This window comes from Vibrio atlanticus, assembly GCF_024347315.1.
Lineage (GTDB): Bacteria > Pseudomonadota > Gammaproteobacteria > Enterobacterales > Vibrionaceae > Vibrio > Vibrio atlanticus.
Genome location: NZ_AP025460.1, coordinates 2,309,459 through 2,333,803, shown reverse-complemented (window position 1 = coordinate 2,333,803; position 24,345 = coordinate 2,309,459). Strand labels below are relative to the sequence as shown.

Here is a 24,345-nt window from a genome sequence, read left to right as displayed (position 1 = left end):
GGATTGGGTCTTATGCCGAAGGAAGCAAGTTCTGTCTGAATTCGCCCAATAAATCACTAACAAATTGAATTCGTTTCCGTCTGTCGACCAATGGTATCGTAAACTTGAACTTTGTTGGTCCTTCCATTGAAAACTTTTGCGGTTGAGATTGCAACAGTTTAACAAGGTAGGTCGGGTTTATGTCAGCATCCGGGTAGAATTCTAAGAATCCACCTTTATCATGAGCCTCAATTTTCTTCGCTTTGATAGACGCCGCGGCTAATTTTAGCTCTGAAACTGACAACAAGTTCTTGGTAGCATCCGGCAGAAGGCCGAAGCGATCAATCAGCTCGACTTTCAACTCTGCCAATTCGTCGGTGTCACTCACACTCGCAATACGCTTATAAGTAGACAAACGTGTATTGATGTCTGGGATGTAGTCATCAGGCAATAGCGCAGGCAGGCGCATCTCAATTTCAGTTTGTTCACGCAGTAGGTCATCAAGTGATGGCTCTCGCCCCTCTTTCAATGCTTCAACTGCTTGTTCAAGCATCTCCATATACAAGGTGAAACCAACCGATTGAATTTGACCACTCTGTTCATCACCTAACAGCTCACCCGCGCCACGAATCTCTAAGTCATGGGTTGCTAGTGTAAAGCCTGCACCTAAGTCTTCAAGTGAAGCTATGGCATCTAATCGCTTAACCGCATCTTTGGTCATTGCTTTCGGGGGAGGTGTTAGCAGATAGGCATAGGCTTGGTGGTGAGATCGACCCACACGCCCACGCAATTGGTGCAACTGTGCTAAACCAAGGTTATCGGCTCTGTCCATTAAGATGGTATTGGCTGTTGGTACGTCGATACCGGTTTCGATGATGGTTGTACACACTAGCAAGTTAAAACGCTGGTGGTAGAAGTCATTCATGATGCGTTCTAGTTCGCGCTCTCGCATCTGGCCATGAGCCACGGTGACACGCGCTTCTGGAATCAGTTTCTGTAGTGACTCGGCCGTCTTTTCAATCGTGTCGACTTGGTTGTGTAAGAAGTAAACTTGACCACCACGCATGATTTCACGAAGTACCGCTTCTCTGACGATCGCGTCATCACTCTCACGGACAAAGGTCTTTATTGCTAAGCGTCGTGCTGGTGGTGTTGCGATGATTGACAAGTCACGCATGCCGCTCATTGCCATGTTCAATGTACGTGGAATTGGCGTTGCGGTGAGCGTTAGGATATCGACATCCGCACGCATTGCTTTCACTTTTTCTTTCTGACGTACTCCAAAGCGGTGTTCTTCATCGACAACCAACAGGCCAAGGTCTTTAAACTGAAGGTCACTTGAAAGTAACTTGTGAGTACCCACCAAGATATCGACCTTACCGTCGGCGACATCTTGCATGATCGATTTCTGTTCTTTGGCTGATTTGAATCGAGACAGAACTTCGACACGAATCGGCAAGTTGGCGAAACGGTCGCGGAAGTTTTCAAAGTGTTGCTGAGCAAGCAGGGTAGTAGGAACTAACACGGCCACTTGTTTACTGTTATCGGTACACACGAACGCGGCACGCATTGCGACTTCTGTTTTACCAAAACCAACATCACCACACACCAAGCGGTCCATAGCTTTTGCTTGGCACATATCAGACATTACCGCATTAATTGCCATCGCTTGGTCATCGGTTTCTTCAAACGGGAAGCCAGATTTGAAGGTTGCGTACTGACCACGGTCGAGCACAAATTTGTAACCCGGCTTAAGCTCACGCTTGGCGTAAACATCAAGCAGTTCGGCTGCAACGTCACGGACTTTCTCTGCGGCGCGCTTACGAGCTTTCTGCCATGCTTCACCGCCAAGTTTGTGTAGCGGTGCGGAATCTTCAGCGCCACCAGAGTAGCGGCCAATTAAGTTCAGAGATGCAACTGGTACGTAGAGCTTGGCATCGTTTTGATACTCAAGTGTTACGTATTCGGTTTTCATACCACCCGCTTCTAGGGTTTGCAGGCCGATGTAGCGACCAATACCGTGGTCAATGTGAACAACAGGTTGACCTGGTTTAAGCTCGGCAAGGTGACGGATTACGGTGTCGCTGTTTACGCTTTTCTTATCTTTTTTACGACGCTGAACAACGCGATCGCCCAAGAGAACACTTTCACAGATAAGGGCGATGTTTTGCTCTTCGTGGATAAAGCCATGCTCAGCAGAACCTAGGATCAGGGTGAACTTATCTTTACCTTTAATTGCCGCGTCGAGGTTTTCAACTTCACTTGGTCGTACTTTGATGCCTCGAAGCAATTCACTTAGAGCTTCACGGCGGCCTTCAGACTCAACCGAAAAAACAACCTTGCCATCGAAGGCTTCAGTGAACTTTCTTAAGTTAGACAACGGTTCTTTATTCTGATGTTGAACGCTGAGATCAGGCAGAGGCATAACCGGAAGGTTTGTACGCCCAGCTTTTTCCTCAATCGTGTCTAAGCTTAGGTTGACCTGTGGCTTCTGTTTGAAGTGTGCGAACAGCTCGTCTTTCTTCAACCAAAGTTGCTCAGGTGTCAGCAGTGGTCGTAGTGGATCAACGCCACGTTGCTCGTATCGGTGAGAAACGTCGGTTAGGAACGAATCTACTGCAGTCTCGACATCACCTAGAATCAGGAGTTGTGCTTCATCGGCAACATAATCAAACAAGGTTTCGGTGTGCTCGAAGAACAGCGGTTGCCAATATTCAATACCAGCAGGCCACGTGCCTTTGGAAACCTGCATATAAACCGATTCTGGTTCACGGCGCGCATCAAACTGTTGGCGCCAACGAATACGGAACTCTTCAATCGCTGTTTCCGAGGTTGGGAATTCGTGAGCAGGCAGCAGTCGAATCTCAGAGATGTCTTCGATAGAGCGCTGGTTTTCAGGATCGAAAGTACGGATCGTGTCGATCTCGTCATCGAAGAAGTCGATACGATACGGGTCTTTGCTGCCCATTGGGAACAGGTCGAGAATAGAACCACGGCTTGCGTATTCACCTGGGCCAAACACTTGGTCAACATAGCGATAGCCCGACTTTTCGAGTTGCAGACGTAATTTCTCTAGTGAATAGAGATCGCCTGTTTTCACCATTAACGTGTGTTGTAGTAAGAAGTCGCGCGGTGACTGGCGTTGCAATAATGTGCTGATCGGAACGATCGTGATGCCATCTTTTAGCGTTGGCAGTGCGTAAAGGCGTGCGATACGATCTGAGATGATCTCTTGGTGCGGCGAAAAGCTATCGTATGGCAGCGTTTCCCAGTCAGGAAATAACGCAACTTCATGTGCCGTAAACTGTTCAATTTCAGATTGAAGCTTGAGTGCGATCTGAGGATCAGGCACTGCAAGTAAAGTATGGCTGTTATGCTGCTCCGCTAGTTTAGCTATAGTAAGCGCGAGAGATGAACCAACTAGGTTGCCGATGTGCTTTTTATCACCGGCACCTTTGAGCTTAGGTAGTGTGAAAATGGATTGTTTTGTCATGTCTATTTACTTGTTATCTCGTTCTAGAGAGCGTTGACGTAAGAGCTTTTGTTGTTGATGGAGCGCAGCCTTGATCAACAAGTCTTGGTCAGTATCACGAAGATGAGCATATTTGAATTTGATTTCGAAGCCTGAATCTTTAGGTTCGCTAGCGAAGACCTCCGCGTAGCAATAGATAGCGGCGGCAGGGTGCTCGATAAAGAGCTTGGCTTTAACTAAGCGACCCGCTTCGATATCTGTTTTGGAAAAACACGAGAACTGACTCGCGCCAAATGAATACGTATGGGTACGAAATTGTTCATCATCTTGTTGCGATAACATAAAGCTCAACAAGAGGTTTAATTTAGAGTTCTGTGCATCCAATAAACTGATGACATTCTTCAAGTCGCTGTTTTTCAGTTCGTTGCGAGCACTGTCGGCTAACAGGTCCAATTGGCTAAACTCACTTGCCACAACAAAAGGGGCAGGGATCTCCGATTCGAACTGAATCTGAGAAGGTAAAGCGAAGTTACTGTCCATTGGCTCAATATTAGCGGTAAGGCTGTGGTGAACGGTAAAAAACTCTTGTTCTGTCATGCGTTAGTTCCTTGAAGTGATCTATTGATTATCGCTATGTGGCCGCAGTAATCAAGGTCAGTTAATTGAAAGTCTCAAATAGTTGTTTGAAAGTTAGCTATTTGACAAGGTTCTGTTTTTCAAGCCTAACTAATTGAGTTAATTCACTCTATATTTTCAATTAACCCCTACACAGTAACGGCAATACCCGTTACATTAACCCGCATCTCCTTTAGATGGTTCAAAGTATGTTTCATCCTATTTCATTGTTTGTTGGCCTGCGTTATTTGAAAGGCCGTTCAGGTGATCGCTTTAGCCGTTTTGTTTCTTATATGTCGACAGCCGGAATTACCATTGGCGTGCTGTCTCTGGTTACTGTTTTGTCGGTAATGAATGGATTCGAAGCGCAGTTAAAAGACCGAATTCTTGGTGTCCTTCCTCAAGCCGTCGTTTACGAGCAAGGAGGCACAACGTCACTTTCTGCTCAAGCACCTAGCTTTGCGGAGAAAATGTCGCTCAATGGCCACGTAGAACCTATTGTTCGTAGTGAAGCGGTGATCCAAAGTCCTGCTCAGTTATCTGCGGGCTTGTTAATCGGTATTGAGCCAAATTCAGATGACCCTCTTCAGAATCATTTAATTGCTGGCAGACTGTCTTCACTCAAAGCGGGTCAGTATCAGCTTTTCCTTGGTCATACCTTGGCAAGAAACTTGAAAGTGTCTATGGGCGACAAAGTTCGCTTAATGGTGACCAGTGCCAGCCAATACACGCCGTTAGGACGTATTCCAAGCCAGCGAAATTTTACCGTAGCTGGGATTTTTAACACGGGTTCGGATATCGATGCTCAATTGATGGTGACAGATATCAACGATGCTGGGCGTTTGATGCGCTATAAATCAGACACCATTTCAGGCTGGCGACTGTTTTTTGATGACCCATTTGAAGTGGCAGAACTATCAAACCAACCGCTACCGGAAGGTTGGGTGTGGAGCGATTGGCGAGACCAACGTGGCGAGCTATTCCAAGCCGTTCGAATGGAAAAAAACATGATGGGCTTGATGCTTGGGCTGATCATTGGTGTTGCTGCGTTTAATATTATTTCTGCGCTTATTATGGTGGTGATGGAGAAACAGTCCGAAGTCGCCATCTTAAAAACCCAAGGTATGCGTGATGGTCAAGTCATGGGTATCTTTATGGTTCAAGGTGCAAGCAGTGGTGTGATCGGCGCATTATCTGGTGGCATCCTGGGCGTGATTTTAGCTTCGAACCTCAATACTATTTTAGAGGCGATGGGTGTTGCTCTGTTTTCATTTGGTGGACAGTTGCCAATTTTAATTAACCCAATTCAAATCGCCGTTGTTGTGATTCTGGCTATTGCACTTAGCTTGATTGCCACTGTCTTCCCTTCTTATCGTGCATCGTCTGTGAAACCTGCTGAGGCCCTTCGTTATGAGTAATTTTCTTCAATGTAATGATATCCGTAAAACGTACCGTGAAGGCTCGTTAGATACTGAGGTTCTCAAGGGCGTCAGCTTCGAAATAGAAAAGGGTGAGCTAGTCGCAATCATTGGTACATCCGGTTCAGGTAAAAGTACGCTATTGCATATTTTAGGGGCGTTGGATGATGCTTCTGATGGTAGTGTCAGCTTTCTCGGACAAGACTTAGCGTCTTTGAGTTCGAATAAGCAGGCTAAGCTTCGCAACCAGCATCTTGGCTTTGTGTATCAATTCCATCATCTTCTTTCTGATTTCTCAGCGTTAGAAAACGTAGCAATGCCGTTGTTGATAGGTGGAGAGAAGCCAGCGAAAGCTAAACAAGAAGCACAGTTGCTACTTGATAAAGTGGGGCTAAGTCATCGTGTTGACCACCGACCTTCAGAACTTTCAGGTGGTGAGAGGCAACGAGTGGCAATTGCTCGTGCATTGGTGAACAAGCCTGCGCTAGTGTTGGCGGATGAGCCGACTGGTAACCTAGACCACAACACAGCACTTTCTATTTACGACTTAATGCGCGAACTGAACCGTGAGTACGATACTGCCTTTTTGGTTGTGACTCACGATGGTGAACTTGCCGGTAAGATGGATCGCCAACTTCACATGCAAGATGGCTTACTGGTCAACGTAGAAAAAGAGGTGAGCTAAGTGTTTTCTTCTTTATCTCTATTGATAGGCGGCCGATTTAGCCGGGCGAAACAACGAGACAAAATGGTGTCGTTCATCTCCTTGTCTTCGACAATTGGTATTGCTGTTGGTGTCGCGGTAATCATCATTGGTTTGTCTGCGATGAATGGCTTTGAGCGAGAGCTTCAATCACGAGTACTTTCTGTCATTCCTCACGGTGAGTTTGAGGGCGTGAATAAACCAGTAACTCGCTGGGAGCATGTGATTGAGGAGTCGGTAAAGCACGATAAAGTCGTTGCTGCTGCGCCTTATGTGAAAATTACCGCGCTTGCCGAAAAAGGCAAAGAGTTGAAAGCAATTGAAGTTCGCGGTGTTGACCCACAACTTGAGCAACAAGTATCGAGCCTATCGAGTTTTATCGATAAGCAAGCTTGGAGCGATTTTAAGGCAGGGCAACAACAAATCATTTTGGGCTCTGGCGTGGCCAATGTACTTGGCGCGAAAGTCGGTGATTACCTGACTCTGATGATCCCGACGGTGAATGGGTCGGTTAAGGTTCAAGCACCTAAACGTGTTCGAGTCAAAGTGGTTGGCTTGCTGACGCTTAATGGCCAAATTGACCACAGCTTAGCTTTGATCCCGATCGGCGATGCGCAAGTTTACGCAAACTTAGGCGAGGCCGTGACAGGGGTTTCTTTAAAAGTGACCGATGTTCTGAACGCGAACTCTATTGTGCGTGAGGTGGGTAACCAGCTTGATGTTTATGTGTATCTACGAAGCTGGCAACAGAAGTTTGGCTTCTTGTATCGAGATATTCAGTTGGTTCGCACCATTATGTATCTGGTGATGGTACTGGTTATTGGTGTTGCTTGTTTCAATATTGTCTCGACATTAATGATGGCAGTAAAAGACAGAGCATCAGAGATCGCGATTTTAAGAACCATGGGCGCATCGGACGGCCTTGTGAAACGCATTTTCGTTTGGCAGGGCGTATTCTCCGGTGTGTTAGGTAGTTTGGTGGGCAGTGTAATAGGCGTGTTAGTGGCGCTTAATCTCACGACACTTATCAAAGGGCTTGAAAGGCTAGTTGATCACCAGTTCTTGTCCGGTGACATCTATTTTGTCGACTTCTTGCCATCACAACTCGATATGACGGATGTTGTTGTGGTTTCAGGTACAGCGATTGTATTGAGCCTATTGGCGACATGGTACCCAGCATCACGAGCAGCCAAGTTAAACCCTGCCTCGGTGCTTAGCTCGAAGTAATGCGCTTAGTAATACTTCATGTAGCATGATAGACAAATGGCATACACAAAAAAGGATCCCTGATGGGATCCTTTGTTTTTGAATTCAATCTGCATTCTTTACGACTGTGGTTACATCCCAATATTGCAGAGTTCTGCGGTTCATCTGACTTTAACTTGTGTGCGGTTTAAGTGAAGCGCATACAAGGATAGATTGAACGACAAGGAAAAGTTGTCAGTACCTTGCTTGACGCTTCTTCCAACTTCTTACTACTGAGTAACGCCATAACCCGCGAATACCAAAGTAGCCAATCATTGCTGAAACCACGCCACAAATCAGGCAACCCAGTAAGAAAGGAGGCCCGATTGTATTCATTTGCGCCAAGATGAAGTCCCAAGACAATTCGAAATGGAAGGCTTGAGGTGGTACATGCATAACAAACGCCCCGACTTTATAAGCAAAGTAGAAGAGAACGGGCATAGTGACCGGGTTACTGATCCAAACAAGTGCGACAGCCAAAGGTAGGTTAACGCCACATGCGACAGCAAGGCCTGCAGACATAATCATTTGGCTTGGTAGAGGGACAAACGCCATGAATAACCCAACAGCGAATGCGCCAGCCGCAGAGCGACGATTAAGACACCATAAGTTGGGGTTGTACAAAACATTGCCAAAAACTTTCAATGCTTTCTGACGCTTGATTAGCTCATGGTCAGGCATAAATCGTTTGATAAACTTTCTTGGCATAGGAGGAAGCTACTCTCTTGTTTAACACTTGGTTCTTGATTTCATTTGCTGCGACAGTTGTGTCTGCCAGCTTCTGGCCTGTGATGCCTCATTGGGTTTGGGCACCATTGATGCTGTTGTTACTACTAGCATCAACAAAGTATAGCGTTTTCCGGAGTGCAAGAGGTCTAGCAACAGCATTGATACTAGTTATCTGCCTAGGGAATGTAATTGAAATACAAACGAGTCGCTTATTTCAATCAGGGCAGAATACTACCATAAATGCTTCGGTTGTTAGCCTTTTTAGTGAAAATAGCCACGGTTTTGAAAGCGTAATAGTAGCTAGATCAATTGGCGGCGAAAAATTAATCTTTCCTCAATTAATAAAATTACGTTTGTTTACTCCTTTTAAGTTAACACTCGGAGATGATGTCAATTTATCTGTGTATATAAAGCCTGTATGGGGCAAACTCAATGAAGCAGGCTTTGATTTAGAAAAGTATCTGTTTAGCGCAGGTGTGGTTGCCAATGCAATTTACAGATCTAATACAAAGTATCGCATTCATACCAATAGCAACTTACGGTCCTATTGGTTTGAAAACAGTCTTGAAAGGTTAAGTCAACTGGCAAATCAAGACCTCATTATGGCTTTGAGTTTTGGTTATCGAGACCTTATTCACTCTCAGCGTTGGGACTTACTTAAAAGCAGTGGTTTGATTCACTTGATGGCTATTTCGGGGCTGCATATTGGGATTGCCTTTGCTATCGGCTATCAAGTAGGAAAGGTATTCAGATTACTATCATCTTCACTTCTTTGGTTGCCCACAATATTCGGAGTCGGCTTAGCCTATTTTTACAGTTGGTTTGCTGGGTTCACGCTGCCCACCTTGAGAGCTTTGGTGATGTGTATTATCGCCAGCTATTTCTTGTGGCGTGGGCAAAATATCAGTTTGTTTCGGTATGTCGCCTTAAGTCTGTGCGTGGTTCTGCTAATTTGGCCATTTTCAGTATTGTCGAGTAGCTTCTGGTTGTCTTTTGGTGCGTTAGGTGCCGTTCTTTACATTGCGTTAAATAGTCAGTCATCCGATTCAAACTCAACATTTATCGACCGAGCACTGCAGCTCTTCAAGATTCAGTTAATGCTGACATTCCTGATTGCTCCCTTTTCGATGCTGTTCTTTAATGGGGTCAGCTTAGTCTCTGTGTTCTACAACTTGCTCCTTTTACCTTGGGTGTCGATGGTGGTTATCCCACTATTGTTCCTGGCAATGTTCTTTAGCTTAATATTGGCGCCAGTATCAGGTGACGTTGGCTTAACTACATTCAACAATGGTTTGTCTGAACAATTATGGATGTTGGTCGACTTATCGCTTGAGCCTCTCGTATTTAGTCTTCCTTTCTCTGAACGATTTTGGTTTCAAGTGGATAATCACATGATTGAGTTGTCTGTATTCCTCATCTTGTTTTTCGGTTTTGTCAGTCGATATTTCAAACGAGCACTATCTATATTGATTATTACCGTGTTTGTACTGTGGTGGGAGTTCGGCAAGCCTCAACAAGACAAACTAACTATCGATATCTTGGATGTTGGCCACGGGTTGTCTTTGCTCTTAGAAAAGAACAATCAGATTGTTGTTTACGATCTTGGTAACGCATGGCCAGGAGGTTCCATTGTCGAATCCTTACTTATTCCTACTTTGAATCAGAGGGGAATTCATGAGTTGGAGGGTGTAATAGTGAGTCATTTCGATTCTGACCACGCTGGTGGCTATCCGTCGTTACTTGAAAATTACAACCCTAAGTGGGTAAGAGCCAGTCAGAATATCAGTCAACAAGGACAATCTACGATTCAAGAATCGTCTAATATTCAAGCATGTACTTTAGGAGAAGTATGGACCTGGCAAGGGGTTGCTTTTGAGGTCTTGTGGCCTCCCAAACAAGTGAAGAGGGCGTATAACCCACATTCGTGCGTGGTCAGGCTTTTTGACCCCGATTTAGATTTTTCGATGTTACTTACTGGTGATATTGAATTGGTCAGTGAGTGGTTACTTGCACGCGAAGGCGAACGGCTTCGAAGTGACGTTATGCTTGTTCCGCATCATGGCAGCAATACGTCTTCGCTCGCTCGTTTTATTGAGGCCGTTTCACCTCAGTTAGCGATCGCTTCTTTGGCCAAAGGCAATCAATGGGGGATGCCGAGTGAATCCGTAATTGAACGTTATCACGACGCAGGGAGTGCTTGGCTTGATACTGGAGAAAGCGGCCAAATAACCATCAGTATTGGTCAAGAAGGTTGGCAATATCATGAGATTAGAGAACAACAAGGCAGACAGTGGTATAGGCAGATGCTTCGTAAGGGAGTAGAATAGGAAGATTATTGTGAGAAAATTAAGCGATTCTATGTCAACACAAACAGATGAAACTACCTGGGTCACATTTAAAAGACTTTGGACTTATATTCGACTATATAAGGCCGGCCTTGGTGTTGCGGTTATTGCGCTTATTATAAATGCTGTCACTGATACCTACATGATTTCCTTACTAAAGCCGTTACTCGATGAAGGCTTTGGTAATGCAGAGTCTGACTTTTTACGTACACTTCCTCTTATTATCTTTGTCATGATGTTCGTTCGTGGCATCAGTGGCTTTGTTTCAACCTATTGTTTGAGCTGGGTTTCAGGCAATGTGGTCATGGAAATTCGACGTAAAATATTCAGCCACTTTATGCATATGCCAGTTTCTTTTTTTGATAAAGAACAGACTGGTGCGCTGCTATCTCGAATTACTTACGATTCAGAGCAAGTCTCTGCGGCAACCAGTAAAGCATTAGTCAGTATTGTCCGTGAAGGCGCAAGTATTATTGGCCTGTTGACGCTGATGTTCTGGAATAGTTGGCAGTTGTCTTTGGTGTTGTTCGCTGTCGCCCCTCTTGTTGCATGGGCGATAAGTATCGTATCGAAGCGATTCAGAAAGATCTCTAAGAACATGCAAACCAGTATGGGTCACGTCGCGTCTTCTGCAGAACAAATGCTGAAAGGACATAAAGTCGTTCTAACGTATGGCGGACAAGATCTAGAAAAACACCGCTTTGACCAAGTTAGTAACCAAATGCGCCAACAAAGCATGAAGCTAATCACTGCTCAAGCGGCCGCTAACCCAATTATTCAGATGATTGCATCACTTGCAATCGTAGTTGTTCTATTTCTTGCTAGTGTTGATTCAATTAAAGCAGAGCTTACTCCTGGTACGTTCACTGTTGTGTTCTCGGCGATGTTTGGTTTACTACGCCCACTAAAAGCTCTGACTAACGTAACGTCTGAATTCCAACGTGGTATGGCAGCGAGTACGACCCTATTTGGTTTGATGGATCTAGATACGGAACAAAATAAAGGTACGTTGAAGCCTGAAACCGTAGCGGGTGAAGTTGAAGTAAAAGATGTGACATTTACTTACCAAGGTGCAGAGAAAGCAGCACTTGATAAGGTCAGTTTTAATATACCGAAAGGCAAGACAGTCGCACTTGTCGGCCGTTCAGGTTCGGGTAAGAGTACCATTGCGAACCTGTTTACTCGTTTTTATGACGTAGACTCTGGCTCTATTGAGCTTGATGGTCACGACATTCGTGATTATGAATTAAGAAATCTACGTGAGCACTTCGCTCTTGTTTCCCAGAATGTGCACCTATTTAACGATACGGTTGCGAACAACATCGCTTACGCAGCTGAAGAACAGTATTCACGTGAACAGATCGAACACGCGGCTAAACTTGCGCATGCAAGTGAGTTTATCGAAGGCATGGAAAATGGCATCGATACGGTTGTTGGCGAAAATGGCGCGAGCCTTTCTGGCGGTCAAAGACAGCGTATCGCGATTGCACGTGCTCTATTGAGAGATGCACCTGTTCTGATCCTTGATGAGGCGACATCTGCATTGGATACCGAGTCAGAAAGAGCGATTCAATCTGCGTTAGAAGAGCTGCAGAAAGACAAAACAGTACTTGTTATCGCACACCGACTATCTACTATCGAGCAAGCTGATGAGATTCTAGTGGTTGATGATGGGCATATTGTAGAAAGAGGTGCACATGCCGAGCTCATCGCCCTTGATGGCGCTTATGCACAACTACACCGAATTCAGTTCAGCGGATAAGATTAGGTCTTGTTGTGATCGAAAAAATTTGGTTTAACAATCACCCATTAAAATACTTTTTCTGGCCGCTATTGTGGCCATTGAGTCTGCTGTTCAAAATGATCAGCGGTCAACGTCGTGATGCTTATCTATCGGGGAAAAAAGAGACCTATCGCCCGCCTGTACCCGTGATTGTTGTTGGTAATATTACCGCTGGCGGCAATGGCAAAACACCGGTTGTGATTTGGTTGGTAGAGATGCTTCAGGCTCACGGTTTTAAGCCAGGTGTTGTTTCTCGAGGTTATGGGGCGAAAGCACCAAACTATCCGTTAGTGTTGGATGAAAACACGCCAGCAGAGCACTCTGGTGATGAGCCTCGTTTGATTCGTAAGCGAACTGGTGCGCCTGTAGCGGTTGACCCTGTGCGTGCAAACGCAGTAAAGGCTTTGTTGAGCGAAGGGGTTAATGTCATCATCACTGACGACGGCCTTCAGCATTATGCACTTGAACGCGATATTGAATTTGCTGTTATCGACGGTGCGAGACGCTTTGGTAGTGAGTGCCTAATTCCTTTGGGCCCATTAAGAGAGCCTGTTTCACGCTTAGATACCGTGGATTTTTTGGTTAACAATGGCGGTGAAGCGCACGGGCGAGAGTTCTCGATGTCTTTGCTTCCAAGCCAAGCGGTTAACCTGAAGACGGGTCAGAAAAGGTCTGTGGCAGAATTACAAAAGCTGGTGGCTTTTGCTGGTATCGGTCACCCACCACGCTTTTTTAAAACATTGGAAAATCTTGATGGTGATGTGGTTTATACGCAAGGCTTCGCCGACCATCAAGATTTTGATAAAGATGAACTTCATGCCTTAGCAAAAAAAGGTATGAATATGATTATGACAGAAAAAGACGCTGTAAAATGCGAAGAGTATGCTCAAGACAACTGGTGGTATCTTCCAGTTTCTGCGCAGTTCAATGAAGATTCGCAACAGCAAATTTTAAAAAGAATAAAAGAGGTTATGGAATACTATGGATCACCGTCTGCTTGAGATCGTTGCTTGCCCTGTATGTAAAGGTAAACTAACTTTTGACAAAGATAAGCAAGAGCTTGTTTGTAAAATTGATCGCCTTGCTTACCCAATTAAAGAGGGTATTCCTGTTCTTTTGGAACCTGAAGCTCGCACCGTTTCAATGGATGAGGGTAAGTAATGTCTTATACGGTTGTTATACCTGCAAGATACCAATCGAGCCGTTTACCAGGGAAGCCACTTGCTGACATTGGTGGAAAGCCGATGATTCAATGGGTATACGAACAGTCAATGAAGGCGGGTGCCGATAACGTTATTATCGCTACCGACGACGCTCGAGTTGAAAAAGCGGCCAAAGCATTTGGCGCGACCGTTTGTATGACATCACCGAATCATGAATCAGGCACTGAGCGTCTAGCTGAAGTGATTGAAGTTATGAAGATTCCAGATGATCATATTATCGTGAATGTTCAAGGTGATGAGCCACTTATCCCACCTGCGATCATTAATCAGGTCGCGAACAACCTTGCGAACAGTACAGCTCCGATGGCAACACTCGGTGTGGAAATTACTCATGCTGACGAAGTGTTTAATCCTAACGCCGTAAAAGTTGTGACCGACAAAGATGGGTATGCCCTGTACTTTAGCCGAGCTACTATTCCTTGGGATCGCGATGCTTACGCGAACAATGGTACAGCTGCTGAATCTCCACTGCTTCGTCACATTGGCATTTACGCTTACCGTGCGGGTTTTATTAATACCTATATCAATTGGGAACCAAGTACCCTTGAGCGTATTGAGTGCCTAGAGCAGCTACGTGTACTTTGGTACGGTGAAAAAATCCATGTAGACGTTGCGGCAGAAGCACCTGCAGCTGGTGTTGATACGCCAGAAGACCTAGAAGCGGTTCGAGCTATTATTGGCTAAGCGTCTTTTAGCGACTACTTCTTTGCTCTACAAAAATGCAAAATCATGAGCCTTGCTTATCGCGAGGCTTTTTTATGCCTAAAGAGAAGCGAGTGACAGCCTTATTTATCTAAGTTAACGGATATTGAGTTGGTTGCATGGGTTTCTGTAGCATCACCCCGGAATTATCTGAGATTTACCTCGCTCGACTTGCAAATTTTCTCTATAATATGCCGCCTATAAAGTAGTGGCGAATCGCTAGTACAGAATAAAACTTACGACAAAACGTGGAGTAAAAGATGCCTTCTCAAAGCCCAGTGATTACGGTTGATGGACCAAGTGGTGCAGGTAAAGGTACCCTGTGTATGTTACTAGCAGATAAGCTAGGCTTTCATCTTCTAGACTCAGGCGCGATCTATCGCGTATTGGCTTTAGCGGCAATTCACCATGGCGTGGATACTGAATCAGAAGATGCTTTAGTACCGCTTGCAACTCACTTAGATGTTCAGTTTATCGCTGAGGGTGAGCTAGTGAAGGTTATCTTAGAAGGCGAAGATGTGTCTGGTGAACTTCGTAAAGAAGAGACGGGCATGGCGGCTTCAAAAGTCGCTGCTTTACCTCGCGTTCGTGAAGCACTGTTACGTCGTCAACGTGCTTTTAGCGCAGCTCCTGGTTTAGTTGCAGACGGTCGTGACATGGGAACGGTTGTGTTTCCTGAAGCGGAAGCGAAAATATTTTTAGATGCAAGTGCTGAAGAGCGCGCGAGTCGCCGCCTTAAACAGTTGCAACAGAAGGGGTTAGATGTTAAATTTGACGACCTTTTGAGCGAGATCCAAGAGCGAGACGATCGAGATCGTAATCGCCCAGTGGCGCCACTTCGCCCTGCAGAGGATGCTCTAGTGCTTGATTCCACCTCAATGAATATTGAGCAGGTAGTCGAAAAAGCACTACACTATATTGAATCGAAACTGGCTGGGTAATTTCGCCGAGCTAGTACGAGCGTTGGTCGCAAGGATGATGACCGGCGAATTTATCAACCCCATGCGGTAGGATACCCATGGACGTTTAATTATTGAAGATTAAATAATGACTGAATCTTTTGCTCAACTCTTTGAAGAGTTTCTATCTGAAACTGAATTCCAACAAGGCAGCATCGTTAAAGGTACTGTAGTAGCTATCGAGAACGGTTACGTTCTTGTAGACGCTGGTCTTAAGTCTGAATCTGCTATCCCTGCTGAACAATTCAAGAACGCTGCTGGCGAACTTGAAGTTGAAGTTGGTGCTGAAGTAGACGTAGCTCTAGACGCTGTTGAAGATGGTTTCGGTGAAACTCAACTTTCTCGTGAGAAAGCTAAGCGTCACGAAGCTTGGATCGTACTTGAGAAAGCTTGCGAAGAAGCTGAAACTGTTGTTGGTATCATCAACGGTAAAGTTAAAGGCGGTTTCACTGTTGAACTTAACGGTATCCGTGCTTTCCTTCCAGGTTCTCTAGTAGACGTACGTCCTATCCGTGACACTGCTCACCTAGAAAACAAAGAGCTAGAGTTCAAAGTAATCAAGCTAGACCAGAAGCGTAACAACGTTGTTGTTTCTCGTCGTGCTGTTATCGAATCTGAAAACAGTGTTGAGCGTGACGAACTTCTTGAAACTCTACAAGAAGGTACTGAAGTTAAAGGTATCGTTAAGAACCTTACTGACTACGGTGCATTCGTTGATCTTGGCGGTGTTGACGGTCTTCTACATATCACAGATATGGCTTGGAAGCGCGTTAAGCACCCATCAGAGATCGTTAACGTTGGTGACGAAATCCTAGTTAAAGTTCTTAAGTTCGATCGTGAGCGCACTCGTGTTTCACTAGGTCTTAAGCAACTAGGCGAAGATCCATGGGTAGCAATCGCTAAGCGTTACCCAGAAGGTCACAAGCTTTCTGGTCGTGTTACAAACCTAACTGACTACGGCTGCTTCGTTGAAATTGAAGAAGGCGTTGAAGGTCTAGTACACGTTTCTGAAATGGATTGGACTAACAAGAACATCCACCCTTCTAAAGTTGTTAATGTTGGCGACGAAGTTGAGGTTATGGTTCTTGATATCGACGAAGAACGTCGTCGTATCTCTCTAGGTCTGAAACAGTGTAAAGCTAACCCATGGCAGTCATTTGCAGAAATGCAAGCTAAGGGCGACAAAGTTACTGGTAAGATCAAGTCTATCACTGACTTTGGTATCTTCATCGGTCTAGAAGGCGGTATCGACGGTCTTGTACACCTATCTGACATTTCTTGGAACGCTGCCGGCGAAGAAGCTGTACGTGAATACAAGAAAGGCGACGAAATCTCTGCTGTTGTTCTAGCAGTAGATGCAGAGCGTGAGCGTATTTCTCTTGGCGTTAAGCAAATGGAAAACGACCCGTTCAACGCATACGTTGCTGACAACAAGAAAGGTGTTCTTGTAAACGGTACTGTAACTGCAGTTGACGCTAAAGGCGCTACTATCGAGCTAATCGAAGGCGTTGAAGGCTACCTACGTGCTTCTGAAGTTTCTCGTGACCGTATCGAAGATGCATCTCTAATCCTAAGCGTTGGCGACAGCGTTGAAGCGAAGTTCACTGGTGTAGACCGTAAGAACCGCGTAATCAACCTATCTATCAAAGCTAAAGATGAAGCTGATGAGCAAGAAGCAATGGCTTCACTGAACAAGTCTGATGAAGGCGCGTTCGGTAACGCAATGGCAGACGCATTCAAAGCTGCTAAAGGCGAATAATAGCTTCTCGTTAAGAGAATTATAGCTATCTAGCCAAGAAAGGAGCCGTAAGGCTCCTTTTTTTTTGCTTATTTTTCCTATAGGTCTATAATTTCTAAAAAGAAAACCAACGAGGGTAACTATGACTAAGTCTGAATTGATTGAAAGACTGTGCGCTGAGCAAACGCATCTTTCTGCAAAAGAAATTGAAGACGCTGTAAAAGACATTTTAGAGCACATGGCTTCAACACTAGAAAGTGGTGATCGAATCGAAATTCGCGGCTTTGGCAGCTTTTCTCTGCATTACCGTGAACCTCGTGTTGGACGTAATCCTAAAACTGGTGACAAGGTTGAGTTGGAAGGTAAATACGTTCCTCACTTCAAACCAGGTAAAGAGCTACGCGAACGAGTAAACTCAGGGTTGTAGGCTACTTATCGGAATTAAGAAAAGCGGCATACTATAATGTATGCCGCTTTTTTATGACCATAATATGGTGGTCTGATTAGTAATTTTCCTGCATAATCGTACAGCTAACTAATCAATGAGTGATGAACTATGAAAATTATAAAAATAGTCGCTGTTATCGCACTTTTCCTAATGGCACTGGCTTTAGGCTCTCAAAACCAAACAATTGTGAATTTCAATTATTTGCTAGCGCAAGGTGACTTCCACCTCTCAAGCTTGCTAGGTGTTGTATTCGTTTCAGGTTTTGCTCTTGCTTGGTTAGTCTTTGGAAATATGCACATGCGATCTCAACTAAAAATTCATCGCTTGAAGAAGCAACTCAATAAGCAATCAAAGCAGGTCGCTGCTGAAACTAAAGCTTAAAGGCCATATTTGATGTTAGAGTTACTGTTCTTACTTTTGCCCATCGCAGCTGCTTATGGTTGGTATATGGGTAATCGTAATGCTCAGCAAGAAAAACAAAAGCAATCACACCAGATCTCCCGCCAATACGTGACGGGTTTGAACCTATTACTGTCAGACCAATCTGACAAAGCGGTTGATCACTTCATTGAGTTACTTCAAGTAGACAATGAAACCATCGATACTCACTTGGCTTTGGGCAACTTGTTCCGCTCAAGAGGCGAAGTCGACCGCGCTATTCGTATTCACCAAAATCTTATCTCTCGGTCTGGGCTTACTCTCGAGCAAAAAAACCTCGCATTGCAACAATTAGCTAAAGACTATACGGTCTCAGGCTTTCTTGATCGCGCAGAGAAAATTTTTGAACAGCTTGTAGAAGAGCCTGATCATAAAGAAGGCGCTTTACAGCAGTTGGTTGCCATTTATCAGCAAACGCGTGAGTGGAATAAAGCGATTCATTACGGGAATATCTTAGTTAAGCTGAGCAAGAAGAAAATGAAGACGCGTGCGATGGTTGCACACTTCTGGTGTGAGCTTGCGATGCAAGAACAAGCCGACGGCAACCGCCCTAAAGCGCTTCAGCACTTCAAGAAGGCCCTTTCAGAAGACCCTAAATGCGTTCGAGCCAGTATTGCTTTAGGGAAATTCCATTTAGCCAATGAAGATTATCACAAGACAATTACTTATTTAGAGTCAGTTCTCGAGCAAGATATCGACTTCATTAGTGAAGTCCTGCCAACGCTTGCTGAGTGTTACCACAAACTTGGACAAGAAGCGCAGTTGGTCGAGTTCCTTAAAGCGTGTATTCAGAAGAAAGCCGGTGTTTCCGCTGAGTTGATGCTGGCTCAACTCGTTGCCGACCATGAAGATGTTGGCTCTGCTCAAGAGCTACTGACAAAGCAGCTTGTTAAAAACCCAACCATGAAAGGTTTTTATCGATTAATTGATTATCACCTAGAGGAAGCGGAAGAAGGTAGAGCCAAAGACAGCTTAACAACGCTTCAATCTATGGTTGGTGAACAACTCAAGGTTAAGCCTCATTACCGATGCCGTCAGTGTGGTTTCTCAACTCACTCAATGTATTGGCACTGCCCTTCATGTAAGGGGTGGGGAACGATCAAGCCTATTCGTGGGCTTGATGGTGAATAGATTTGTGGTCATTTTAAGACCAAATTATTAATTGCAGCTTTCGGGCTGCATTTTTATGACTGTTATTTATGGCCTGATTGGTATAAATATTTTGTAGAAAGTTAACTGCGTTAGGAGATGAAATGAACGACCAAAAAATCATTGTAGCATTGGATTATGATAACCAAGCGGATGCGTTAGCCTTTGTCGATCGTATTGACCCAGCATCTTGCCGCCTAAAAGTTGGCAAAGAGATGTTTACTCTGTTTGGCCCTGAATTTGTTCGTGAATTACATAAACGTGGTTTCTCTGTGTTTTTGGACCTTAAGTTCCACGATATCCCGAACACATGTTCAAAAGCGGTACGTGCTGCCGCTGAGATGGGCGTGTGGATGGTGAACGTGCACGCGAGTGGTGGCGAGCGTATGATGACTGCTTCTCGTGAAATTTTGGAACCATATGGTAAAGATCGTCCATTGTTAATTGGTGTGACGGTACTAACCAGTATGGAGCAATCTGACCTAGCGGGTATCGGTCTGGATCTAGAGCCACAGCAACAAGTGATGCGCTTAGCGTCTTTGACTAAAAACTCAGGCCTAGACGGTGTTGTATGTTCTGCACAAGAGGCTTCTTTGCTCAAAGGTGCACTTGGTCAGGAGTTCAAACTAGTAACTCCAGGTATTCGTCCTGTAGGCGCTGATGTTGGTGACCAGAAGCGTATCATGACGCCTTCTAAGGCGATTGAGTCAGGTTCTGACTATCTTGTTATCGGTCGTCCAATTACTCAAGCAGCAGACCCTGCATCAGTACTTGCTGAAATCAACGGCACGCTAGCTTAAGCTTATCATTAAGTCGTAATTCCAATAAAGAAGGCCAGCAATTTGCTGGCCTTCTTATAGGTGTACTAAATACAGAATTGTCTGGAGTAGACTTGTTCTAAACGGCTTAAACCGGAGCGCCACTATGAAACTTAAAGTCGCTGTCTTCTGAAGTGATAAGTTCTGCTTCAACTTGCGCAAAATGAGCAATACGCTCAGAGATATCTTTCCCTGCGATTTGTTCCGCGAGTTCAAGATAGTCTTGATAGTGACGAGCTTCTGAACGAAGTAGAGATACGTAAAACTTTTCCATGTCTTCTTCTAAGAAAGGAGCCAGTTTAGCAAAGCGTTCACAAGAGCGAGCTTCAATAAATGCACCAATAATAAGCTTATCAACTAGAGCATCAGGCTCGTAAGTCTTAACTTGCTTGATTAAACCCTTAGCGTAGCGGCCCGCCTCGATCGGTTGATAAGTCACGCCTTTTTTTACCATCAATTCCATCACTTGGTAGAAGTGATGCAGCTCTTCTTTGATCAGCAATACCATTTTATCGATCAAGTCAGCACCGTAATTACAGCCTTCTTTCGCTGTAATTTGCTTTGATACATTACTTTTACCACGTAGAGACTCCAAGTCTCCAATACGACGGTAAGCAAATTGCTCGTAGGGCAAAATCCACTCATTCAGTTGCTTCGCGCTTTCTTTATCTACCGCATATTTACGGATAAGGAACAAAGCACTTTGAGCTGCTTTAAGTTCACAAAGCATGTGATCGCGTAGAATGATATGAAGGTTTTCAGGCTTCTTGGCTTCATCTATCCATGAATCTGGCGTTTCAGCTTTAAGAAAAGAGTGTATAGGGGCTAATAATTCTTGATACATGGTAAGGGCAAGTTTGTTGATAATGCGGGATTTTATCACAGCTTAAGAGATCCCCCTATACGGAGAAAGGAAATTCCACAGGTACAAAAAAGGCCGCTAATTTAAATAGAGCGGCCTTTAAGTGTTGAGTTAGAGCGTTACCATTTTTTCTTCTGACCGAATAGAGCATCCATGTCATCTTCACGCTCTTTCGATTCCATCTGCTGTAAATCTTCTGCGTTTTTATTTAGGCGCTTCTGATCAAGATCGTCAAGCATCTGTTGTAGCTTGTCTTTCGCTTGATTGGAGTATGCGTCGTTTTTAGTGGCTAATGCATCGATGCCTTTGCGCAACAGTTGAATCGCTGTGCCAGGCTGTCCACGAGATATCGAGTCATTTGCACGTTTGATAACATTCTCGATGTTGATGCGAATTTGGATTGTTTCTAAGCGAGCGTTTTCAACCACAAAAGCTTGAGTATTAAAACGTCCTTTATTGTGCTCGTTACGAACCGTGTCACGCAAGCGTTTAACTAGCTTAAGCATCATGATTGCTTGTTTGTCACTACTAGGCATGCGAAAAGCGGTGCTTTCGCCCCCTTGGTGATTCTCTTTAAGCTGAGTTATTTGTTGCTTTACGCTTTCGATGCGTTGGGCAAGCTGCTTATTTTTAGGATCGAGTTCATACATATTAACTAATGCATCAAGAATTCGATTGTTTAAGCATATAAGAAGATCTTGGCTAAACGGCATGTGGTGAGCATTGCCAATTAACTCTTCTGTTCCATCTATAATGGTTAGATAACGAGAAGCTTCCTGTTTCTTCGTTGTTTCTACCTTAACTTTGTATTGAAGCATGATGTTGTAGCCTAAAACCAACACCAAAAGCACGGCTACCAAGGCGATTATTAAACCAATATTCATATATTTGTGTCTGCTTATTGTTTTCTATAGCTAACTAGAGAGGATACACGATTCCATTGTGTATAGGCACTTGTAAATTACAATTTTTGATTATCTCTTGTTGAGTGCAATCGGCAATCAAAATTTACTAACTAATGTGTGAGAATGAGGAGTGGCTTACAAAGCGTCAGTGATATTTTTATTTGTTACGCTTTAAAAGCTCGATATTTCTGTCATTTTAGTTCTCGAAGCGTTATAACTATTAATTATATTACACGAGACTATAACGCTCTATTTGCAAATAAGTTAGCGCAGAAATGAGTAAAGGATTACGAGGTTAGATATGAAGTTACAGCAACTGAAGTACATTGTTGAGGTTCTAAACCATAACCTAAATGTTTCAGCGACAGCAGAGAGTTTGTACACATCTCAGCCCGGCATAAGTAAACAGGTTAGATTACTTGAAGACGAGCTAGGCATTCAAATATTTGAGCGTAGCGGTAAGCATTTAACTCAGGTTACACAAGCCGGTGAGGATATTATTCGTATCTCTCAAGAGATTTTGGCTCGTGTTGAGAGTATTAAAGCGGTTGCAGGTGAGCACACTCATCCTGAGATGGGCACATTGAATATTTCAACCACTCATACTCAAGCTCGTTATGCACTCCCTGATGTGATTAAAGGTTTCACGGCGCGTTATCCAAAAGTGTCGCTTCACATGCATCAAGGTACGCCAAGCCAGATGTCAGAAGCGGTAGCTAAGGGTACAGCGAACTTTGCGATTGCAACGGAAGCGCTACACCTTTATCAAGATGCAATTATGCTGCCTTGTTATCATTGGAACCGTTCGATCGTGGTAACGAAAGATCACCCTCTTGCACAGAAACGAAATATCTCGATTGAAGATCTTGCCGCTTATTCTCTCGTGACTTATGTATTTGGTTTTACTGGCCGTTCTGAGCTGGATACAGCATTTAACAAAGTAGGCTTAACACCGCGTGTTGTGTTTACCGCGACGGATGCTGATGTGATTAAAACTTATGTTCGGATGGGGATCGGGGTGGGTGTAATTGCAAGCATGGCGATTGACCACGAGCAAGATACAGACTTGGTTGCGATTGACGCGAGCCATCTGTTTGGTGCTAGCACCACAAGCATTGGCTTTAGAAAAGGCACTTTCCTGCGTTCTTACATGTTTGACTTTATGGAGCGTTTTGCACCGCACTTAACTCGCCCAGTAGTTGAGCAAGCTATTTCTTTGAAATCGAATGAAGAGATCGAAGAGATGTTTAAAGACATCGACTTACCCGTTCGTTGAGGGTGATAGTCTTACCTAGATACCCAATTCGGCCTGTTTACAGGCCGTTTTCATTTAAGCTCATTTGTGGTTTTCTTGCCGGTAGGTTGTCTTTATACAACCTCAATTTGTAACCTTCCTTTCCATTTTGGCCTCTTACCCCTACAATCCTCGCATCATAGGGGGAAGCATGCATTCACGATTCAAAATACTCGATTCATTTTTGCTAGAGCACCAGATTTACTGGCGTTCAGAGCCTTTTCACCTATGCCAAACTCACGATCAGCCATGGACAGACGTGAACCTTCCACTTGTCGATTGGTTAGATGGTTTGAGTATTGAACGCATTCAAACGCTAAAAGAACAGCCTCAAGTTCTGATTTCGGAACTTATGCGTTTTCTCCCAGAGTTAGGGAATGCCAATCAACACATCCAGTTTGATAATTCGGCTTTAGTTGGGCTTGATCTTCCGCGCGGTACTGCCGATGGTATTCCCGGCAGGAAGCTGCAACAAATTGTCGCGATGGGAGAGGCTTCATTAAAAGAGCATCATGGTAAAGAGTGGCTTGAATGGTGTTCTGGCAAAGGCTTTCTCGGTCGAATCTTATCTCAGCAATCAGATCAAAAGGTCACTAGCTTTGAGTGGCAACAGTCACTGTGTGAAAGCGGGCAAAAGATTGCAGATGACCAGAAACTAGAGATGGACTTTGTTCAAGGTGACGCGTTTTCAAAAGATGCAGATCGGGTGTTTAACTCAAACCAACATGCTGTTGCTCTTCATGCTTGTGGTGACCTTCATGTCGAATTAGTGAAAAAATCTGTTTCACATGGGCTTCCTGCAGTCACCATTTCTCCATGTTGCTACCACCTTATTCGCGATGAAAGCTACCAATCGATGTCATCCGTTGCGAAAAGCTCAGCATTAACGTTGAGCAAGAGCGACTTAAGAATCCCGCTTCAAGAAACTGTCACTGGTGGTGAAAGAGTAAAAAGACACCGTCAGTTAGAAATGAGTTACCGATTAGGCTTTAGCCAACTACTTAAGGGTGAGCTTGGTGTCGACGAGTACATTCCTGTACCAAGCATCAAGAAATCGGAGCTATCCGAAGGTTTTGAATCATTTTGTTGCTGGGCATCTAAAGTGAAAGATATATCGCTGGGTTCAGATATTGATTTTGACTCTTATTTAATTCAAGGCGAAGCGCTTTTCTGGGAAATGGAAAAGCTGAGTTTAGTTCAACAAGTCTTTAGAAGACCTTTAGAGGTATGGTTGGCCTTGGATCGTGCCATTTATCTGCAAGAACAAGGTTATCAAGCTTCGATTGAAGAGTTCTGCGAACGTAGTGTAACGCCAAGAAACCTATTGATTCATGGGGTTAAGATCGAGCGCTAACGGTAAACAGCACTGGTACGTGTTTTTACGATCTAAAATCATGAATGCAAAACAAAGTGATAAATACAAAAAAGCCAGCGCGACATTATGTCGTACTGGCTTTTTGTTTAATGTGTCTGAATTAACTGAACGCTTCAACGAGAAGGTTATTGCGTTCAGTTAGTCA

Annotated in this window: 22 protein-coding genes; 17 read left to right on the top strand and 5 right to left on the bottom strand. The window is 44.3% G+C overall.

What is annotated here, in order from left to right; translation table 11 throughout:
* Nucleotides 1-10: 10 nt before the first annotated feature.
* Together mfd and OCV30_RS10345 are read right to left on the bottom strand one after the other, a co-directional pair.
* Nucleotides 11-3,472, bottom strand: coding sequence for a transcription-repair coupling factor (gene mfd, locus OCV30_RS10350; RefSeq protein ID WP_065679607.1), 3,462 nt, complete (start codon nucleotides 3,470-3,472; stop codon nucleotides 11-13).
* A 6-nt stretch (nucleotides 3,473-3,478) separates the two neighbouring features.
* The gene (locus OCV30_RS10345) at nucleotides 3,479-4,048 is read right to left on the bottom strand and encodes a hypothetical protein (protein ID WP_009847150.1); all 570 of its coding nucleotides are present in this window, start codon (nucleotides 4,046-4,048) and stop codon (nucleotides 3,479-3,481) included.
* A gap of 227 nt (nucleotides 4,049-4,275) precedes the next feature.
* Here OCV30_RS10345 and lolC point away from each other — a divergent pair, with 227 nt between their 5' ends.
* The 3 genes from lolC to lolE are packed head-to-tail and all read left to right on the top strand — an operon-like array spanning nucleotide 4,276 to nucleotide 7,414.
* On the top strand, nucleotides 4,276-5,484 hold the full coding sequence (gene lolC / locus OCV30_RS10340) for a lipoprotein-releasing ABC transporter permease subunit LolC (protein WP_065679608.1): 1,209 nt from the start codon (nucleotides 4,276-4,278) through the stop codon (nucleotides 5,482-5,484).
* On the top strand, nucleotides 5,477-6,169 hold the full coding sequence (gene lolD, locus OCV30_RS10335) for a lipoprotein-releasing ABC transporter ATP-binding protein LolD (RefSeq protein WP_065679609.1): 693 nt from the start codon (nucleotides 5,477-5,479) through the stop codon (nucleotides 6,167-6,169). The genes lolC and lolD overlap by 8 nt, the downstream gene beginning before the upstream one ends.
* Entirely contained in the window at nucleotides 6,170-7,414 is a 1,245-nt protein-coding gene (gene lolE, locus OCV30_RS10330; RefSeq protein ID WP_065679610.1) for a lipoprotein-releasing ABC transporter permease subunit LolE, read from the top strand. It begins immediately after the preceding gene.
* Between the two features lie 213 nt (nucleotides 7,415-7,627).
* On the opposite strand, the gene OCV30_RS10325 is transcribed toward lolE, so the two are convergent.
* Nucleotides 7,628-8,140: a DUF2062 domain-containing protein gene (locus OCV30_RS10325; protein WP_009847146.1), complete on the bottom strand. Its 513-nt coding sequence runs from the start codon at nucleotides 8,138-8,140 to the stop codon at nucleotides 7,628-7,630.
* Between the two features lie 17 nt (nucleotides 8,141-8,157).
* Between OCV30_RS10325 and OCV30_RS10320 the strand changes: the two genes are divergently transcribed.
* From OCV30_RS10320 to pyrF, 11 genes are all read left to right on the top strand, one after another.
* Nucleotides 8,158-10,488 carry a DNA internalization-related competence protein ComEC/Rec2 gene (locus OCV30_RS10320; RefSeq protein WP_065679611.1) on the top strand — a complete coding sequence of 777 codons (2,331 nt, stop codon included), beginning with the start codon at nucleotides 8,158-8,160 and terminating at the stop codon, nucleotides 10,486-10,488.
* Nucleotides 10,489-10,519: 31 nt separating this feature from the next.
* Nucleotides 10,520-12,268, top strand: coding sequence for a lipid A ABC transporter ATP-binding protein/permease MsbA (gene msbA, locus OCV30_RS10315; protein WP_009847143.1), 1,749 nt, complete (start codon nucleotides 10,520-10,522; stop codon nucleotides 12,266-12,268).
* A gap of 14 nt (nucleotides 12,269-12,282) precedes the next feature.
* Entirely contained in the window at nucleotides 12,283-13,290 is a 1,008-nt protein-coding gene (gene lpxK, locus OCV30_RS10310) for a tetraacyldisaccharide 4'-kinase (protein ID WP_065679612.1), read from the top strand.
* Nucleotides 13,271-13,450 (top strand): Trm112 family protein, encoded by a 180-nt coding sequence (locus OCV30_RS10305; RefSeq protein WP_004736429.1) that lies wholly within the window; start codon nucleotides 13,271-13,273, stop codon nucleotides 13,448-13,450. The genes lpxK and OCV30_RS10305 overlap by 20 nt, the downstream gene beginning before the upstream one ends.
* Nucleotides 13,450-14,196 (top strand): 3-deoxy-manno-octulosonate cytidylyltransferase, encoded by a 747-nt coding sequence (gene kdsB, locus OCV30_RS10300; protein WP_009847141.1) that lies wholly within the window; start codon nucleotides 13,450-13,452, stop codon nucleotides 14,194-14,196. Before OCV30_RS10305 ends, kdsB begins: the two co-directional genes overlap by 1 nt.
* 278 nt (nucleotides 14,197-14,474) lie before the next feature.
* Nucleotides 14,475-15,155 (top strand): (d)CMP kinase, encoded by a 681-nt coding sequence (gene cmk / locus OCV30_RS10295; protein WP_017104105.1) that lies wholly within the window; start codon nucleotides 14,475-14,477, stop codon nucleotides 15,153-15,155.
* Between the two features lie 106 nt (nucleotides 15,156-15,261).
* Nucleotides 15,262-16,932, top strand: a complete 1,671-nt coding sequence (gene rpsA, locus OCV30_RS10290) for a 30S ribosomal protein S1 (protein WP_012604398.1) — start codon at nucleotides 15,262-15,264, stop codon at nucleotides 16,930-16,932.
* 121 nt (nucleotides 16,933-17,053) lie between these two features.
* Complete coding sequence (ihfB, locus tag OCV30_RS10285) at nucleotides 17,054-17,338, top strand: integration host factor subunit beta (protein WP_010439923.1); 285 nt, start codon at nucleotides 17,054-17,056, stop codon at nucleotides 17,336-17,338.
* Nucleotides 17,339-17,467: 129 nt separating this feature from the next.
* Nucleotides 17,468-17,740 carry a LapA family protein gene (locus tag OCV30_RS10280; RefSeq protein WP_012604397.1) on the top strand — a complete coding sequence of 91 codons (273 nt, stop codon included), beginning with the start codon at nucleotides 17,468-17,470 and terminating at the stop codon, nucleotides 17,738-17,740.
* A gap of 12 nt (nucleotides 17,741-17,752) precedes the next feature.
* Entirely contained in the window at nucleotides 17,753-18,928 is a 1,176-nt protein-coding gene (gene lapB / locus OCV30_RS10275) for a lipopolysaccharide assembly protein LapB (RefSeq protein ID WP_065679613.1), read from the top strand.
* Between the two features lie 122 nt (nucleotides 18,929-19,050).
* The gene (gene pyrF, locus OCV30_RS10270) at nucleotides 19,051-19,746 is read left to right on the top strand and encodes an orotidine-5'-phosphate decarboxylase (protein WP_009848861.1); all 696 of its coding nucleotides are present in this window, start codon (nucleotides 19,051-19,053) and stop codon (nucleotides 19,744-19,746) included.
* A 106-nt stretch (nucleotides 19,747-19,852) separates the two neighbouring features.
* Here pyrF and miaE read toward each other — a convergent pair whose 3' ends face one another.
* Together miaE and OCV30_RS10260 are read right to left on the bottom strand one after the other, a co-directional pair.
* Nucleotides 19,853-20,647 (bottom strand): tRNA isopentenyl-2-thiomethyl-A-37 hydroxylase MiaE, encoded by a 795-nt coding sequence (gene miaE, locus OCV30_RS10265; RefSeq protein WP_012604394.1) that lies wholly within the window; start codon nucleotides 20,645-20,647, stop codon nucleotides 19,853-19,855.
* Between the two features lie 98 nt (nucleotides 20,648-20,745).
* A complete protein-coding gene (locus OCV30_RS10260; RefSeq protein WP_009848859.1) occupies nucleotides 20,746-21,510 on the bottom strand; it encodes a hypothetical protein in 765 nt (254 codons plus the stop codon).
* A 322-nt stretch (nucleotides 21,511-21,832) separates the two neighbouring features.
* Between OCV30_RS10260 and cysB the strand changes: the two genes are divergently transcribed.
* From cysB to OCV30_RS10245, 3 genes are all read left to right on the top strand, one after another.
* A complete protein-coding gene (gene cysB / locus OCV30_RS10255; protein WP_009848858.1) occupies nucleotides 21,833-22,807 on the top strand; it encodes an HTH-type transcriptional regulator CysB in 975 nt (324 codons plus the stop codon).
* A gap of 169 nt (nucleotides 22,808-22,976) precedes the next feature.
* Nucleotides 22,977-24,179 carry a methyltransferase gene (locus tag OCV30_RS10250; RefSeq protein ID WP_065679614.1) on the top strand — a complete coding sequence of 401 codons (1,203 nt, stop codon included), beginning with the start codon at nucleotides 22,977-22,979 and terminating at the stop codon, nucleotides 24,177-24,179.
* Nucleotides 24,180-24,219: 40 nt separating this feature from the next.
* Nucleotides 24,220-24,342: a hypothetical protein gene (locus OCV30_RS10245; protein WP_261879030.1), complete on the top strand. Its 123-nt coding sequence runs from the start codon at nucleotides 24,220-24,222 to the stop codon at nucleotides 24,340-24,342.
* Nucleotides 24,343-24,345: the final 3 nt, after the last annotated feature.

Coding starts and splice junctions, on each gene's coding strand:
- lolD (WP_065679609.1), top strand. CDS start 5,477: ATGAGTAATTTTCTTCAATGTAATGATATCCGTAAAACGTACCGTGAA.
- lapB (WP_065679613.1), top strand. CDS start 17,753: ATGTTAGAGTTACTGTTCTTACTTTTGCCCATCGCAGCTGCTTATGGT.
- OCV30_RS10260 (WP_009848859.1), bottom strand. CDS start 21,510: ATGAATATTGGTTTAATAATCGCCTTGGTAGCCGTGCTTTTGGTGTTG.
- rpsA (WP_012604398.1), top strand. CDS start 15,262: ATGACTGAATCTTTTGCTCAACTCTTTGAAGAGTTTCTATCTGAAACT.
- OCV30_RS10250 (WP_065679614.1), top strand. CDS start 22,977: ATGCATTCACGATTCAAAATACTCGATTCATTTTTGCTAGAGCACCAG.
- OCV30_RS10305 (WP_004736429.1), top strand. CDS start 13,271: ATGGATCACCGTCTGCTTGAGATCGTTGCTTGCCCTGTATGTAAAGGT.
- OCV30_RS10280 (WP_012604397.1), top strand. CDS start 17,468: ATGAAAATTATAAAAATAGTCGCTGTTATCGCACTTTTCCTAATGGCA.
- msbA (WP_009847143.1), top strand. CDS start 10,520: ATGTCAACACAAACAGATGAAACTACCTGGGTCACATTTAAAAGACTT.
- mfd (WP_065679607.1), bottom strand. CDS start 3,472: ATGACAAAACAATCCATTTTCACACTACCTAAGCTCAAAGGTGCCGGT.
- pyrF (WP_009848861.1), top strand. CDS start 19,051: ATGAACGACCAAAAAATCATTGTAGCATTGGATTATGATAACCAAGCG.
- kdsB (WP_009847141.1), top strand. CDS start 13,450: ATGTCTTATACGGTTGTTATACCTGCAAGATACCAATCGAGCCGTTTA.
- cysB (WP_009848858.1), top strand. CDS start 21,833: ATGAAGTTACAGCAACTGAAGTACATTGTTGAGGTTCTAAACCATAAC.
- lolC (WP_065679608.1), top strand. CDS start 4,276: ATGTTTCATCCTATTTCATTGTTTGTTGGCCTGCGTTATTTGAAAGGC.
- OCV30_RS10345 (WP_009847150.1), bottom strand. CDS start 4,048: ATGACAGAACAAGAGTTTTTTACCGTTCACCACAGCCTTACCGCTAAT.
- OCV30_RS10325 (WP_009847146.1), bottom strand. CDS start 8,140: ATGCCAAGAAAGTTTATCAAACGATTTATGCCTGACCATGAGCTAATC.
- cmk (WP_017104105.1), top strand. CDS start 14,475: ATGCCTTCTCAAAGCCCAGTGATTACGGTTGATGGACCAAGTGGTGCA.
- OCV30_RS10245 (WP_261879030.1), top strand. CDS start 24,220: ATGAATGCAAAACAAAGTGATAAATACAAAAAAGCCAGCGCGACATTA.
- ihfB (WP_010439923.1), top strand. CDS start 17,054: ATGACTAAGTCTGAATTGATTGAAAGACTGTGCGCTGAGCAAACGCAT.